A 14,522-nucleotide genomic window follows, 5' to 3' on the forward strand; every position below is an offset into this window, starting at 1 on the left:
ATGACTCTATCATTTGTGCGGTCGAAATTGCGAGTTGAGCCTCATGGCTGCTTGTAGGCCCAAAGAACTCGTTGGTACAGGGGCAACCGTCTATCCACCGGGCACCAACAGGTACCCGATTGACAACGGATTCAGAGGATCGGACTCTGTATCAAACAGGGGTGCGGCATGAGCGCGGTTTTTGGCGCATCGCGGCCCAACTTCATTGTCGCGAGTCTGCCGTTATGTCCGATTCTCTTCAGCTTCGTCATCTCAGATTTGTTGTTGCCATCGCAGATGAAGGTAGCTTTTCTCGCGCTGCGGATCGGCTCGATTTGCGACAGTCGCACGTGAGTAGGACCATAAAGATGCTCGAAGAGCAACTTGGTTTTCAGATCTTTCTGCGCAAACAATGGACAACAATAAGCCCTACGCCGGCTGGAACACTTCTCGTAGAGTACGCGCGAGATGCGATCAAAGAGCACGACGAAACCATTCTTCAAATCCGCGAATGTGAACAGTAGACGGGCCAGGTCAAATCCGCTTGGAACACGTTTGGCGACATTCAGTATCAAGTCATTCCAAACAGTGTCGGGTGAGACTACTTGCTACCATCTGCTGGCGGCTTTGGATCACGAACTACGGCAACAATGGCAAACCCAATTCCTTCAGGAAGGCATTGTGCTTATTTCTCGCTTCGGCTATGTGTCAGTATCCCGCGCAAGTCACGATGTAACCGTATTTGCCGATGACTATGCACGGCTAGGCCATATGCTTGGAGCGCAATTGAGCAAGACGTCGGCCCGCCGAGTTTGTTCACCCTACTCCGACAACTCAAGCTATCGGCAATGCGCTCTGACGATGCACGACACGGATTCGTCTGCAGAGGACGGTCCACTACGTTGAAGCGCGAGCTCGATCATCCCAGATCCGCCTCACGACCTCGCGCCCATAGAACCTATGAGTCGCGTACGGATCATGTTGACCGCAAAAAACATGGAGATTGCATGGATTGGGTGATCCACGATGATCGCTGGGTGCTATGAAGAGTTCTGCATTGGTAACATCTGCCGAGCAGCCTGAATGAAATTCGCACTTCCCGCGAGTCGCCAAAAGGCGAACAGTCCAAAAGGGGTGGGGGAGCTCGTGCCACGTATGTGGACCTAACGTATATGAACAGCGGGGCGCCCGGGCATCAGCGTCGTAGATCGACGTGCGGGCGCCTTTACTCTTATTACACCAACCGCACGCAAGGGCTAAGTTGTCTTTTCCGCCGCCCCCACTGGCTACCGGAAGTTTATGTTCCACTTCGATGCTAATGTCGCGTGAGGATAGGCCGCGGGGCATGAGAATATCAACGAATTCGAGAGGATCGAGCAGAATTCCACTGCGTTTCTTCAAGAATCTATCAATAGCGTCCTTGCCGAAGGCGAACCCACAGATCCAACATCTCGGTTTGTCTCCAGAGTCGTCGATGAGCTCCTGTTTCTCGGCGAGTGTAGCGTGCGTCCGTCCCAACTGTCGTTGGCGCGTGACTTCCGCCATAATGTGAATCGCAAGTTGTTCAGTCAGCTTCATTCGCTCTGGCTCTGGCTCATGCGAAAAGATCAAATTGACACGAGAAAACGTGTCAGCCATGATGTCCACAATGGTTTTTGTTTCATCCCTGACATAGTGCAGTGGATTACAAAGTCCTTCTGTGAACCAGCGAAACCAGAGTGCAAATATGTCGGCTCGCAAGACCGTGTCGTTTCGGCAAAGCAGTTCATCAGGGAATGCATTTGCCGAAATCGTTAACAAGTCGCTCATGCGCCAGATACTTGCTGGTCCATGAGGTGTGCTCGTCAGGTATTGATTGATTCGTTCCAGTGACACGGACGCCTACGATTCCTTGTATATGAGCGAAAACGATTTGATGTTGGGAAGACTCTTCGGATCTTGTCGATACCCATACCAGAGTTTCGACCATTGTTTTCTCGTTCCGGAGGAGTCCTTCTTGACGTTTACCAACTTCCAGTCTCGCGCAAAATAGGAAAGGTCTACATCGATTAGCCATTCATCGACAAGAACACTCACGCCCTCCGCTGAATCGATCGTCTTTCGCGCTTGCACTAAGTACGCAAAAAAGTCCGTGGCAAGAGTTAGAAGGGACGGCTTGTTGAACAAGTTAGAAGTGCGCGGCTTGCCCCAATAATTGTGGGCTTCTTGAGATTCAGAATCCCCAAATTTCTTCCGAACGGCCCACCAAAAGGCGATGAACACATCTCTCCAAGGCCCATCGGGGACGCGCCAGGCGCTGTGGGCTTCCTTGCTATCTTCGAAATCGTTGGCCAATATCTTTGAATTGGTCAGGAAGCGTCTGCGCCATATGTCTGCGTAGTCCATTTTCCCGTCATGGAAGAATTTTGCGCCCCTTAAATCTCGAAACATTGCAACAAGCTGGCCAAGGACAGTCCATGGAAGGAGATCGGCCCCCTCTTCCGAAAGGCCTCGCGTGACTCGATTCGCGAAGGGGCTCTTGGGATTCTTGGTTAGGTAACTGATTGCCCGCGAGCTCTTAAGGGGGACTCCAGCATTTTCAAGTCGCTCGGTGATCGGCTCAAGTTCTGCCTCGGACAGGCTGGTCGAAATGATGGTCGCCAACAGTGCTGGACGGACTGGTGTCGCCTTTTGGTTCACCACCACGAATTGGAAGACATGTTCGCCAGGCGCAGGATCCAACAACATCGAGATTGGAAGTCGACGCGCCCTTTGGATCAGCAGCCTGTTGGCGATATCTTCACGAGACGTACCTGACCTCAAGCTGGCTGCAACTCTTGGGGTTACCTTTGGATCCTCGTCTACCGAGTCCCGTGCTGCCTTTAGGGCACCCAAGAGTCGGTGCTGCCCATCAACCAACACTATTGGACGAAGGTATGCCTCGACTGCCTCGCGACCGAATCCAAGAAATGTCTCATCATGAAACTGATCGCCGAGTTGTCCCAAGAGAATTTCGCGGGCTCGGAGCTGACACCAAAAGTCTCCAATATGGGACTCTTCGAAAAGAGCCTCTTCCGGCGACGTGGGTCCGTTCCCAGCCTCGTCCACACTATCCTCATCGAAGTCATCATCCGATTCTTCGTCCTCGTCGCTAAGCTGGCCAGGAGCGTCGTATTGCTTACGCAACTTCGCGATCAGCTCGGTTGGCTGGGTATGATTGGCGAGCTCAGGCACGCGTTTCTCAAGCGCGACACGAGCTTGATTCAATAGATCCACAAGAGGCAGGTCTCTCCGATCTGGCATCTTGATCGTAAGGTTCCCAGGAATCGCGAGGCGGCTTTCCCCGCTCGGCTTCGAAGTCGGCTTGAACGATACTTCTACGTCAAGTGCCTCCCTGATCGCGCAAAGCAAGGGATTGTGAATGACATTTCGCGGTTCGCCGTAGAACCTGGCAATTTGTTCAACACGTGAGGGATTGCTATCGCGCTGGAAGCCAAGCGTTTCGCCCTCCAGCATCTTAGCTTTTTGCGGAATCCCGACCCACTGGTCCATTTCAACCGCCGACGCCGAGAACAGTACAAGCGGAGGTGCATCGGGACCTTGGCGCACAAGAAGAGCGGGGTAGCTGAAGTGCCCACTTGCCATAACTGTCTCCAAGTCTGAGGGTCAGAGGAACCTTAGACCAATCACATCAACAGTATAGGGCATAGCATTTCGCGTTCAGAGAACCCTCTTGAGAGCTGCGACCACTTCATCCCAATCTGTCGGAGGCGTCAGATGGCACCATGAAAGACGGACAGTGCTACTAACTCGGTCTCTGCCCAATCCCATTGCGATTAACACATGACTTGGCTGATAACTTTGAGAAGTGCATGCAGAGCCGTTCGACACAGCAATCAGGCCTTTTGTTGCCAACATAAACGCTTCGGAATCGAGACCTGGAATGGACAGGCTGACAGTGTTCGGAAGAACCCGCCCCTGATCTCCATTCAATTCAGGATTCAATGAAGCAAGGCCCCTCAGCATTTGCGATCGATAGGCAAGGCACTTTTCGTGCCAACGTCCAGCTCCCTTGTCGGCAAGTTCGGCGGCCAGTCCAAAGCCGACAATTAAAGGAACCGGCAGAGTTCCAGGACGCATTCCATGTTCTTGACCTCCGCCGAACATTAGGGGCGCAAGCGGCGGACGATCAAATCCCCGTCTACGCGCAATTAGCGCACCGACTCCTTTTGGACCGTAAATCTTGTGCGCGGTCAAACCTATAAGGTCGATCCGACGATTTCTGAGTTGTGCGGTTGCCTTCCCGAACCCTTGTGCCGCGTCAACGTGCAAATAGGCAGGATGATCCACGAGCAATGAACAGATCTCGTCGAGCGGCTGCATGACGCCAGTTTCGTTGTTTACGTGCATGACCGAAACCAGTAGAGTGTCCGGGCGAAGCGCCAGTCGTAGCGTGTCGGGATTCACATACCCTCCAGGCTCGGGCGCCACCAGTGTCACATCGAATCCGAGTCGCTGAAGATTCTCCAGAGGCTCCAGAACTGCCTTGTGCTCAATTTCCGTTGAAATGATGTGTCGCCTGCCTGATCGTTCACCGAATGGTGCGAGCCCCAATATGGCTAGGTTATTGCTTTCGGTTGCACCGCTTGTGAAGATGACTTCGTTACGGTCCGCGCCGATCGCTTCCGCCACTTGATCACGAGCCTTTTGAACTGCCACTTTGGCGCGGTTGCCATATTCGTGGGTTCGGCTGCCACTGTTTCCGAATTCTTCCGCCATGAACCGCAGAATTGTGGACTGAACGGCGGAATCCATGGGCGTCGTTGCGTTGCAATCGAGATAAACACTCATTGGCGACCGTCCGAGAAGAACACATACATTTTCGCACAACAGGGTGGTTGTTTGTTTCATTTTGACATACAATAATTCTTTCGACGATTTTGACGGCTGGGGCAAAAAATATGGACGCACCCTTTGAGTACGTCTTTCCTGCAATTCGGGGGGTTCAGGCAAGCCGTGAGTATTACATCTCCATGTGTCCATTGAGATTGATCCCAAAGATCTTCATCTTTGACGAGGAGGAATTGGTGCCCGAGCTTCGGGCACAACGAGTACTAAACAAAGCTAGGGTACCCGAGATCGCGCGCTACATTACGAGGAACCGTGATGGCTACATTTTTTCAGCTATTACGGCATCGATTGACGCTGAGGTAAATTTTGAACCTCTAGCAAGCGGAGCTGAAGGAAGCCGAGTTGGTTTGCTTCACATTCCAATGAAGGCGCGCTTCATAATCAACGATGGGCAGCATCGAAGGGCTGCGATAGAAATGGCACTTCGTGAGACACCTGATCTCGGGGATGAAACCATCGCTGTGGTGCTCTTCTTAGACATCGGACTGAAACGCTGCCAGCAAATGTTCGCCGATCTAAACAGGTATGCAGTGCGTCCCTCCCGATCGATTGGCGTGCTCTATGACCATCGCGATGAACCGGCAGAGTTGGCTCGGCTAGTCGTACTAAGTTCGCCGCTCTTTAGAGACGTCGTCGAAATGGAGCGAAGCACGCTTTCGATGAGATCGCGGAAGCTTTTCACTTTAAGCGCAATCTACAACGCAACCAGTTCACTCGTGAGCGGTCTGGACGCCAACCAAGGCTTCGAAGATAAGCGTAGGTTGGCGTCGGAATACTGGGACGAAGTGGCAAAACACTTTCCGGAATGGACACTCGTTCGTGAAAGAAAGATTTCTGCAGGAGAGGTCCGGCAAGATTACATTCATTCGCACGGAATAGTTCTGCAAGCGCTCGGTAAGGCGGGGAGCGCTCTTATTCGCGATTCGAAGGTTCCGTGGAAGCCGAAACTCAAGGCGTTAAAGAAGGTAAATTGGGCCCGATCCAATACGAAATTCTGGGAAGGGCGAGCTATGCTTGGCGGACGTGTCCAAAAGGCAGACCAGAACGTGACCTTGACCACAAATCTAATCAAGAAATTCTTAGGGCTCACTCTATCGCCAGAAGAGCGGCGTGTAGAAGACGCATATGTGAAGGGAAGAAATGGCAACTGAACAGTCACAAAAGCGCAGATCCGCCTTTGATGGTCTTGGTCGGAGAGAGACAGTCCAGGCACTCATTGAGGAAATCCACGCGTTATATCAGGCCGATGACATTCCATGGATACTCGGATATAGCGGCGGCAAAGATTCGACCGCATGTCTCCAATTGGTTTGGGAGGCGCTTAGGTCACTCCCCCCCGAAAAGCGAAAGAAACCGATTCACGTAATCAGCACTGACACCCTCGTAGAAAACCCTGTAGTTGCCGCTTGGGTCACTAACTCTCTCGATGCGATGAAGAGTAGCGCAGCAACGGAAAATATTCCGATTCAGCCGCACAGGCTCACGCCGTCCGTCAATGACAGCTTCTGGGTGAATCTCATTGGTCGTGGTTACCCAGCGCCAAGGCCCAAGTTTAGATGGTGTACTGAGCGCCTTAAGATTAAGCCATCCAACAGCTTTATTACTGGCGTGGTTGCCGAGAATGGTGAAGCAATTCTTGTGTTGGGAACGAGAAAAGCAGAGAGCCAGGCTCGCGCACGTTCAATGAATCGATTGGCGGCCCAACGTGTACGTGAACGTCTTAGCCCCAACGCGAGTCTTACGAATTGTTTGGTCTATTCGCCAATAGAGGACTGGTCGAATGATGATGTTTGGCTGTTCCTCATGCTCTCAGAGAATCCGTGGGGCTATGACAACAAGGACCTTTTAACGATGTACCAAGGTGCGTCGCAGGACGGTGAGTGCCCACTTGTGGTTGACACGAGTACTCCTAGTTGCGGTGACAGTAGATTCGGTTGTTGGGTTTGCACGCTTGTGGACGAGGACAAGTCGATGCGCGCAATGATTCAGAACGACGGAGAGAAGGATTGGATGCTTCCTCTCCTGTCTCTGCGTAATCAACTAGATCAACCAAATGATCGAGAAATTCGCGATTTCCGCAGGATGAGCGGACTCGTCCAGATCTTTCATAACGATCCGATCCCGGGCCCTTATACCCAACAAGCACGTGCAGATTGGCTGCGCGAGGTTCTCCGAGCTCAAGCCACGATTCGCAAAAATCCAAAAGCACCGCAGGCAGTTCGCAGTATCGAATTGATTACGGTTGAGGAACTGCGTGAGATACGCCGTCACTGGGTGATAGAGAAACACGAGATCGAAGACTTGCTCCCGCTTATTTACAAGACAGAGACCGGTGATGACTTTCCATTCCCGACAGCACTAGAGAGCAGTCCATGGGGACCAGAGGAATTTGAATCTCTGCGTGATGTATGCGAAACGAAGAATGATCTGCAGTATCAGATGGTTCGAGAACTTCTCCACGTCGAGCAGAGGTACCGAACAGCGTCTCGGCGTGCAGGACTCTACGAGGCTCTCGAAGACGCGATTCGTCGCAGCTTCTATGACAGTGAAGAAGATGCCGTCGATCGAGCAAGAAGAAGACACCATGCACTTAAGCCCGAAGAGGAGCCCAGACTCTCCATCGTTGCGTCCAAATCTGACTCTGAAGCGTTGAGACAAATGAAGGGATCCAAGAATGACGCTGGATGAGTTGGTTGTGGAGAACTTCGGAATCTACAGGGACAGGCAAGTTATTACCTTGACTCCTCCTTCGCGAAAGAAGTCAATTGTTCTTTTTGGAGGTATGAATGGCGCCGGTAAAACAACGATCCTGGACGCACTTCAACTCGCCTTGCACGGGAAGAGGGCTCGATGTTCAAACCGTGGAAGCGGCAGTTACGATGACTTTCTACGATCCTGTATTAACCGGTACGTGGCGCCTTCGGCTGGCGCATCGATCGAAGTTAGCTTCCATCACGAGATAGAAGGACGCACCTATGATTATCGTGTGTGCCGGCATTGGCACGAGAACGCAAATGGCCTGAAGGAAGCTGTCGACGTATTTGTCGACGGAACACACGATGCGGTTGTTTCTGACTCCTGGGCTGAGTACGCCGAAGAATTTATCCCTGCCCGACTCTCCCACTTATTCTTCTTCGACGGTGAGAAGATTGAGGCCTTGGCCGACTTGGAGAATGCATCGGAACTCCTCCGATCTGGCATCCATACTCTCCTTGGCCTCGATATTGTCGATAGGCTGATCACTGATCTTGACGTAGTGGCAAACCGTCAGAACAAATTGATTAAACTGGACGCAGACACCGTTACGGCGCAAGATCGATCGCAGAGAGAAATTGCCGATCTTATATCCCGAAAAGATGAATTGGTCCAGAGCATCGCTTCGATAAAGTCACAATTGGAGCAAGCGCGGTATCTTCGCCAGAAAACGATCGAACGATTGCAAGCTGAAGGCGGGGACCTTTTTAAAGAGAAGGGCCTCCTTGAAATGAAGCGGACCCGCCTTTCGGAGGAGATTGATGCGAGCAACGCTATCCTGCGAGATCAGGCGGGCGGTGACGCGCCGTTACTTCTGGTCGGGGATCTTCTTGAATCGGCGCACCAACAAAGCCGCCGAGAACGCGCTGCGGCATATGCAGATCTCCTTGGTGGAGTCTTAGAGGAGCGCGACGCCCTGGTGCTCAAGAGCCTCAAGGATGTTGGGGCCATTGGATCATTGGTAGAAAAGGTCTCGAACCTACTTGCGCAGGACCGGAGCAAACGAAGCAAGGCCACAAATACGCCGCGATACTTGAGTTTCTCCGAGGACGTCCAGTCGGTACTTCAGGAGTTACGTTCCTTCAGATTGCCTGATATTCAGCTCAAGATGACGTATGAACTTAGCCATCGAGCAGAATTGTCCGGGGAACTATCTGTAGTCGAGCGCAAACTCAGTATGGTGCCAGAAGAAAGCGCAATCGCGCCTCTCGAAGCTGATCGGAAGAGTCAGGAGGACAAGTGCACTGCCTTGGAGCAAAAGAGAGCGGACCTGGAAGAGGAACTGCGGCGACTCGGGAATGACATCAGTCGCAAGGAATCAGCCATGGCACGGCTCCGCGACGAGGCAACACACAGCGATTTGGAACAGGAAGATGTCTCGAGGATCAAGCACCATTCACACCGGGCGCAGGACACGCTTCGAGCATTTCGAGCGAAGGTAATCGAACGTCATATCGCATCGATCCAGGATCACGTACTCGAAAGCTTTCGGTACCTCGTGCGGAAGAAGGCGCTGCTCTCCTCCATCAATATTAATAGTCGGACGTTCGCCGTACAATTGCGAGCCGCTGACGGAAAGATGATCAACCCGGACCGGTTATCGGCGGGAGAACGTCAATTACTAGCGGTTTCGCTCCTATGGGGGCTGGCAAAGGCGTCTCGTCGACCGCTCCCAGCCATCATCGACACTCCATTGGGGCGTCTTGATTCATCGCATCGTCGCCATTTGGTTCAGCGCTATTTCCCTCATGCAAGCCACCAAGTGCTTCTGCTTTCGACCGACGAGGAAATTCGCGGAGAGTACTTCGACGCAATTCGTCCGTGCATTGGTCATTCCTATCTTCTTGAGTTCAACGAAATAGATCGAACGTCATCCGTCAAACCGGGCTACTTTGAACGGGAGAGTATGCATGTCTCTTGACCACATACGCGTATCTGAAAGAGCGAAGGATCAACTCACGCGCCTAAAGCGCACGACGGGGATTCAAAATTGGAACGTTCTATGCCGATGGGCGTTCTGTGTTTCGATCGCTGATCCATCGCTGCCGACACTTACAAAAATACCTGCCGACAGCTCGGTCGAAATGACTTGGAAGGTGTTCGGCGGTGCACATGACGAGATTTATCTAGGTCTGTTAAAGGAGCGTTGCCGCCGTGACGGAATGGGAACATCGGAAGATATTCTCAACGCTCAGTTTCGTCTTCACCTGCATCGTGGAATCGGTACGCTAGCTGCTGACAAGCGTATGAGGAACATTGCGGACCTGGTTAGGCGAGCAGCAGACCCACAAAAAGAGGTTGACTAGGCGCGGAAATGATTGCGCGGGATCGTACAGCAATCCGAAGAAACGATCTCTCAAGGCCGATCCGAACGGCCTTGAGTGATGGGATTATCTCTGCTGACATAGACCTTTTAGACTACGGCTGCGGTCATGGGGATGACATTCGGTATTTAGAACAGGCGGGAATCAATGCGTTTGGTTGGGACCCGGCACATCGTCCGGACGGTCCCCGCAGACGCGCAAGCATCGTGAACCTCGGATACGTTGTAAACGTAATTGAAGACGCGGCAGAGCGTGCGGACTGTGTGCGCAGCGCGTGGAACTTTACTGGCGGAAAGTTGATTCTTGCTGCGCGCCTAAAATCTGATCTCGTTTTGAAGGACTTTGAGATCCTTGACGACGGATATGTAACGCGACTCCAAACGTTTCAGAAGTTTTTTGAACAGCAGGAATTACGGGAGTGGATTCAGGAAGTCCTAGGCGAAACACCTGTGGCGGCAGCGCCAGGTATCTTCTATATCTTCAGAGATCCGAACGAACGAGAACAGTTCGTGGCATCGAGGTATAGAAGCCAAATAACCGCACCTAGAATACGGATCAGCGACAAACTATTCGAGGGACACCAGACCCAACTTCAGGAACTGATTAGCTTCGTCACTGAACGCGGAAGATTACCGGAGCAACAAGAAATCGGAACCGGGCAAGAGCTCATTTCCATCTTTGGCAGTATGCCTCGGGCATTTCAGATAATTCGCAGAGTCACAGGCAGAGAACAATGGGAACAAATTGCAAAAGAGCGCCGGACAGACCTGCTTGTCTATTTGGCACTAGGACGATTTCCGCGACGTCCCAAGTTTTCGGCATTACCGCGCGATTTACAGAATGACATTAGGTCGTTCTTTAAATCGTACAAAGCGGCTGCCTCAGCTGGAGATGCGCTTTTGTTCGAGGCTGGAAATATGAAGAGGGTCAATTGTGCCTGCGCAGAAGCTGAGTTTGGAAAGCTTATGCCGTCGGCGCTTTACGTGCATGTGACGGGGATGAACAAACTCACACCTGTTCTTCGAGTGTACGAAGGATGTGCAAGAGTCCTCTCCGGTGAGGTTGCCGGGACAACGATAGTCAAGCTCCGGCGTGATGAGCCCAAAATATCCTATCTTGGCTACCCGACATTTGATATTGACGCACATCCGTCTATTGAGTTCTCAGTTCGGATTGACCTGAGGTCCTTCAACATCAAGAACCGGCAGTTCAAGGATTCAAGCAATCCTCCAGTGCTTCATCGCAAGGAACTGTTCGTGCCAAGTGACTATCCAAATCGTGCGCTTTTCGAAGCATTGACTGAGGCAGAGATCAGTCATGGTCTCCTAGATGATTCCAATACGATCGGTTTGAAAGAGCAGTGGAACGAGTCTGTTCGGCGCAAAGGATGGAAGCTGATCGGACACGAGCTGATTCCGATTAACCGCATCGAGCCACAATCAACGTGATAATCTGTGAGCAAAATGGAAGAGTCAAATAGCGAGTTGAATCCGTCCGTTTCCTTCGCAGGAGAGTCCGCCCAAGTGCGTCGTGGGCTCGGAGCTGAAGAGACTTGTGCACAGGTCGAGAGTCATGTTCGAGACGCATTTCTCGTCCTAAAAACTCTGACGACAGCGCTCAGAAGATTGGAAGCTGCAGCCAAAGAGGGAGACTTCCAAGAGATTCGGAAGTCTTCGGAGGCCTTCGCGTCACTCAGCGCCAGATTGAATGCTGCTGGGGAGAGCGCTTCGAATGCAGCGCGGTTTGACCTTCATTCAGCGCTATCTTCGGGGGCATATTTCGCGGAAGTTCTCGACGCAGCGAGGACGATTGGCCTGACGATGCATGAGAGGGGACATCTGCTGTTGTGCTTTCCGCAGATCGTAAGAGTTTTGCCGGAAGAAGACTCCATTGTGATAAGTAGGAAGCGTGACAATCGTCTACGGCCTTCCGAATTAGTTCGCCGACTGCAGCAAGAACAGCGTAAGCCGCTACGCCTCAAGCCCCAACAATTTCTGCAGCTACTCTACAAAGCATACTTGTTAGCGCTTCCAAATGACTTGCCTAGAGCGGCTTCCGGCTTCGTAGTAGCACTTGCTCGAATCTACGATCTTTTGACCATTTTTCCCGGAACATCTAAAGAGTACAGTGTTGAGGAGTTTTCTCGCGACCTCTATCTGTTGGACAAGAGTGGAATCAATACAACGAAAGAGAACGCTTTGTTGTCGTTTTCCGCGAGCTCAGGAACGCGAGCGATCGGTGACATACTTGTCGTGGTCACCGAAACCGGTGCGGAGATGGTGTATTACGGAATCAGCTTTACAGCAACAACACACGGGCAATGAACTCTGAGACCTGGCTTCGGATCTTTCGCAATGAGTACCTAGCGGACTTTGTGTCGGCGGGCGGTTCATGCGTGCGCTTCGTAACGTCGGAACAGATGTTGCTTGACGAAGTCCAAAAGTCTTTGTCCCGCCTTGCCAGGACAGACAATTACGAATTCATCTCTCTCGCTGCGGTCGACACCAAGTTACATCTGATCGACAAGTTGTTCTATGGGATCGCTGCAAAGATCGATTGGCCGAAGCAGGCAAGACGATTTGTAGGAACTCAACTGCACAAACTCGGGTATCGAGTTGATTCTGCCGGCTCTCGGCTTGATTTCAATGAAATTGCCGTACAAAACAAGCTAAGCTCTGCTGTGCTATCGAGCAAATTACAAGAGTTATTGAAGAGTACAATCATCGATGATCTAGATATGAGCATTGAATTTCGCTTTGCTGCGATGCATCTATGTCTCGCCCAGATATACCGTGATGGTCGTCCTCTTTCTGATTTGCAGGACGGAATTATTGGTTGGCTGACCGGTATTGTTCCTTCAGTAGTATCCTTGCGCAGGGCGTCCATCTTCCAAAGAATCGGAAGACACAACGGTCGGCATTTGCTGCACTCCCTCGCCGCGTGGAATCGCAAGTGCGATTCCAACGGCCTTCTTTTGTGCCTGGACATTTCCCGATATTTGGAGGCAGTGAAGGTCGCCGATAGGACTGATGGCCTGTATTATTCACCCGCTAACACGAGCGATCTTTACGAGGTGCTTCGGGAGTGCATCGATGACATTGACCGAGCAAGCGGAATCGTAATTCTTGTGATTGCACCTCCGGCATTTTTAGAGGATCCGCGGCGGGGAATTGACGTGTACCGAGCTCTGAAAATGCGTGTATGGGATGACGTAAGGGTAAGAGGACACGAAAACCCGGTTGCGCCACTCGTTCGACTATCGGCTTGGGGGCGTGTAAATGCGCGCTGAGCGGCTAGCAGCAATTAGGGCAATCGAAGCGCTTCGTTGCGGTGTTCCTAATTCCGCCGTCGTTTCCATGCTAGGAAGCGGGCAACCCGACGCTCTCTTGCGTTTCACAACCAGCCTTGATCTAATTGGGACTACACCGCAGAAAGAAGAGCAATCTACAGGATTTGTGATTCAAGGCGGCTTCGGAGCAGGTAAATCACATACCTTGCTCGGGATGCAGAATGTCGCGCTCCAGAAAGGGTTTGTTTGTAGCAAGGTGTCAATCAGCAAAGAGACGCCGCTATATCATCCGCAAAAGCTGTATCAAGAGGCCATCTACTCTGCTACGCTACCGGATCGTCGTGGCGCGGCCTTACAAGAAGTGATTTCCCGCGTGGATTTTAGGTCCAAAGAGTTCGCGGACCTAGTAACGTGGGTGAATCAATGCGGATGCCCCCAACTTGCTGCGACACTATATCTGCTGCAGCATTCGCGAGCGGATGGGGAACTGGTGGATCGCATCACACGATTCTGGTCCGGTGAATCCATGGGACTTCCGGAAATTCGCCAGCATCTCGCGAGAATTCCTAAGGCGCCCGACTTTCGGTTTCCAGCCATTCGCGCAAGAGACCTGGCTCTCCACAAGATCCAATTTGCATCTCGCCTAATCAGGACTGCCGGTTATGCTGGTTGGGTAATTCTCTTCGACGAAATAGAACTCATTGGATGCTACGGACTCTTTCAAAGGGCAAAGTCATACGCTGAGATCGCGCGCTTTTTGGGCCGCGTCAAGCAAAAGTCGCCCGGGATTTTCTCCGTGTTTGCCGTTACGGATGACTTTTCGTCTGCGATACTGTACGGAAAGAGGGATCTAAACGTTATTCCAACGTGGGACCACATTGGTTTCCGAGACGGAGTGCCATCCATCGACGCTGTGAGCGGAATGGATGCGTTGCTAAACGGGGTTACGACTCTTCAATCCCCGACTGCAACGGAATTACAGGGAACATTTGAACGGGTTCTGCAATTATACGCAGACGCTTACGATTGGCAGCCGAACGTATCTAACGATCAAAACGGACTGACAAGCACGCGAATGCGGCAACATCTTAAAAAATGGATTTATAGCTGGGACATGCGACGGCTTTGCGATGTAGCCGCGTCGATCGAGGTTTTAGAAATGAAGACGAACTACGCCGAAAATCTAGAGGACGATACTTCATCGACTGAAGATCAGCTTGTTCGAGATCTGGCGGATATTTTGACCTCACCGTTCGCCGGCACCGAATGACGCGTTGAACTACACC

The 14,522-nt window shown here is 51.8% G+C and carries 13 protein-coding genes; 11 read left to right on the forward strand and 2 right to left on the reverse strand.

Annotated features, from left to right (window positions below):
- Positions 1–168 precede the first annotated feature (168 nt).
- Genes OHL22_RS00485 through OHL22_RS00490 form a run of 3 tightly spaced genes read left to right on the forward strand, consistent with a single transcriptional unit; the run spans position 169 to position 885 of the window.
- Complete coding sequence (locus OHL22_RS00485; RefSeq protein WP_263332097.1) at positions 169–333, forward strand: hypothetical protein; 165 nt, start codon at positions 169–171, stop codon at positions 331–333.
- A complete protein-coding gene (locus OHL22_RS24955; protein ID WP_377819868.1) occupies positions 270–503 on the forward strand; it encodes a LysR family transcriptional regulator in 234 nt (77 codons plus the stop codon). Before OHL22_RS00485 ends, OHL22_RS24955 begins: the two co-directional genes overlap by 64 nt.
- Before the next feature lie 31 nt (positions 504–534).
- Positions 535–885, forward strand: a complete 351-nt coding sequence (locus OHL22_RS00490) for a hypothetical protein (protein WP_263332100.1) — start codon at positions 535–537, stop codon at positions 883–885.
- Between the two features lie 975 nt (positions 886–1,860).
- Here OHL22_RS00490 and OHL22_RS00495 read toward each other — a convergent pair.
- Together OHL22_RS00495 and dndA are read right to left on the reverse strand one after the other, a co-directional pair.
- Positions 1,861–3,603 (reverse strand): ParB N-terminal domain-containing protein, encoded by a 1,743-nt coding sequence (locus OHL22_RS00495; RefSeq protein WP_263332102.1) that lies wholly within the window; start codon positions 3,601–3,603, stop codon positions 1,861–1,863.
- A gap of 75 nt (positions 3,604–3,678) precedes the next feature.
- The gene (dndA, locus tag OHL22_RS00500) at positions 3,679–4,809 is read right to left on the reverse strand and encodes a cysteine desulfurase DndA (RefSeq protein ID WP_263332103.1); all 1,131 of its coding nucleotides are present in this window, start codon (positions 4,807–4,809) and stop codon (positions 3,679–3,681) included.
- Positions 4,810–4,919: 110 nt separating this feature from the next.
- Here dndA and dndB point away from each other — a divergent pair, with 110 nt between their 5' ends.
- The 8 genes from dndB (at position 4,920) to OHL22_RS00540 (ending at position 14,506) form a co-directional block, all read left to right on the forward strand.
- Positions 4,920–6,020: a DNA sulfur modification protein DndB gene (dndB, locus tag OHL22_RS00505; protein WP_263332105.1), complete on the forward strand. Its 1,101-nt coding sequence runs from the start codon at positions 4,920–4,922 to the stop codon at positions 6,018–6,020.
- Positions 6,010–7,557 carry a DNA phosphorothioation system sulfurtransferase DndC gene (gene dndC / locus OHL22_RS00510; protein ID WP_263332107.1) on the forward strand — a complete coding sequence of 516 codons (1,548 nt, stop codon included), beginning with the start codon at positions 6,010–6,012 and terminating at the stop codon, positions 7,555–7,557. The genes dndB and dndC overlap by 11 nt, the downstream gene beginning before the upstream one ends.
- Positions 7,544–9,544 (forward strand): DNA sulfur modification protein DndD, encoded by a 2,001-nt coding sequence (dndD, locus tag OHL22_RS00515; RefSeq protein ID WP_263332108.1) that lies wholly within the window; start codon positions 7,544–7,546, stop codon positions 9,542–9,544. The genes dndC and dndD overlap by 14 nt, the downstream gene beginning before the upstream one ends.
- Entirely contained in the window at positions 9,534–9,929 is a 396-nt protein-coding gene (dndE, locus tag OHL22_RS00520; RefSeq protein WP_263332110.1) for a DNA sulfur modification protein DndE, read from the forward strand. The genes dndD and dndE overlap by 11 nt, the downstream gene beginning before the upstream one ends.
- 8 nt (positions 9,930–9,937) lie before the next feature.
- Positions 9,938–11,395: a DNA phosphorothioation-associated putative methyltransferase gene (locus OHL22_RS00525; RefSeq protein ID WP_263332112.1), complete on the forward strand. Its 1,458-nt coding sequence runs from the start codon at positions 9,938–9,940 to the stop codon at positions 11,393–11,395.
- A gap of 75 nt (positions 11,396–11,470) precedes the next feature.
- A complete protein-coding gene (locus tag OHL22_RS00530) occupies positions 11,471–12,271 on the forward strand; it encodes a hypothetical protein (protein WP_263332114.1) in 801 nt (266 codons plus the stop codon).
- Complete coding sequence (locus tag OHL22_RS00535; protein ID WP_263332116.1) at positions 12,268–13,236, forward strand: ATP-binding protein; 969 nt, start codon at positions 12,268–12,270, stop codon at positions 13,234–13,236. Before OHL22_RS00530 ends, OHL22_RS00535 begins: the two co-directional genes overlap by 4 nt.
- A complete protein-coding gene (locus OHL22_RS00540) occupies positions 13,226–14,506 on the forward strand; it encodes an ATP-binding protein (protein ID WP_263332118.1) in 1,281 nt (426 codons plus the stop codon). Before OHL22_RS00535 ends, OHL22_RS00540 begins: the two co-directional genes overlap by 11 nt.
- The last annotated feature ends 16 nt before the right edge of the window (positions 14,507–14,522 follow it).

The organism is Acidicapsa dinghuensis (genome assembly GCF_025685685.1).
GTDB lineage: Bacteria > Acidobacteriota > Terriglobia > Terriglobales > Acidobacteriaceae > Acidicapsa > Acidicapsa dinghuensis.

What these genes read in the sequence shown, in the direction of transcription:
- OHL22_RS00495 (WP_263332102.1), bottom strand. Translation starts at nt 3,603, where the DNA reads ATGGCAAGTGGGCACTTCAGCTACCCCGCTCTTCTTGTGCGCCAAGGT.
- dndE (WP_263332110.1), top strand. Translation starts at nt 9,534, where the DNA reads ATGTCTCTTGACCACATACGCGTATCTGAAAGAGCGAAGGATCAACTC.
- OHL22_RS00535 (WP_263332116.1), top strand. Translation starts at nt 12,268, where the DNA reads ATGAACTCTGAGACCTGGCTTCGGATCTTTCGCAATGAGTACCTAGCG.
- OHL22_RS00485 (WP_263332097.1), top strand. Translation starts at nt 169, where the DNA reads ATGAGCGCGGTTTTTGGCGCATCGCGGCCCAACTTCATTGTCGCGAGT.
- dndC (WP_263332107.1), top strand. Translation starts at nt 6,010, where the DNA reads ATGGCAACTGAACAGTCACAAAAGCGCAGATCCGCCTTTGATGGTCTT.
- dndB (WP_263332105.1), top strand. Translation starts at nt 4,920, where the DNA reads ATGGACGCACCCTTTGAGTACGTCTTTCCTGCAATTCGGGGGGTTCAG.
- OHL22_RS00540 (WP_263332118.1), top strand. Translation starts at nt 13,226, where the DNA reads ATGCGCGCTGAGCGGCTAGCAGCAATTAGGGCAATCGAAGCGCTTCGT.
- OHL22_RS00525 (WP_263332112.1), top strand. Translation starts at nt 9,938, where the DNA reads ATGATTGCGCGGGATCGTACAGCAATCCGAAGAAACGATCTCTCAAGG.
- dndD (WP_263332108.1), top strand. Translation starts at nt 7,544, where the DNA reads ATGACGCTGGATGAGTTGGTTGTGGAGAACTTCGGAATCTACAGGGAC.
- dndA (WP_263332103.1), bottom strand. Translation starts at nt 4,809, where the DNA reads ATGAGTGTTTATCTCGATTGCAACGCAACGACGCCCATGGATTCCGCC.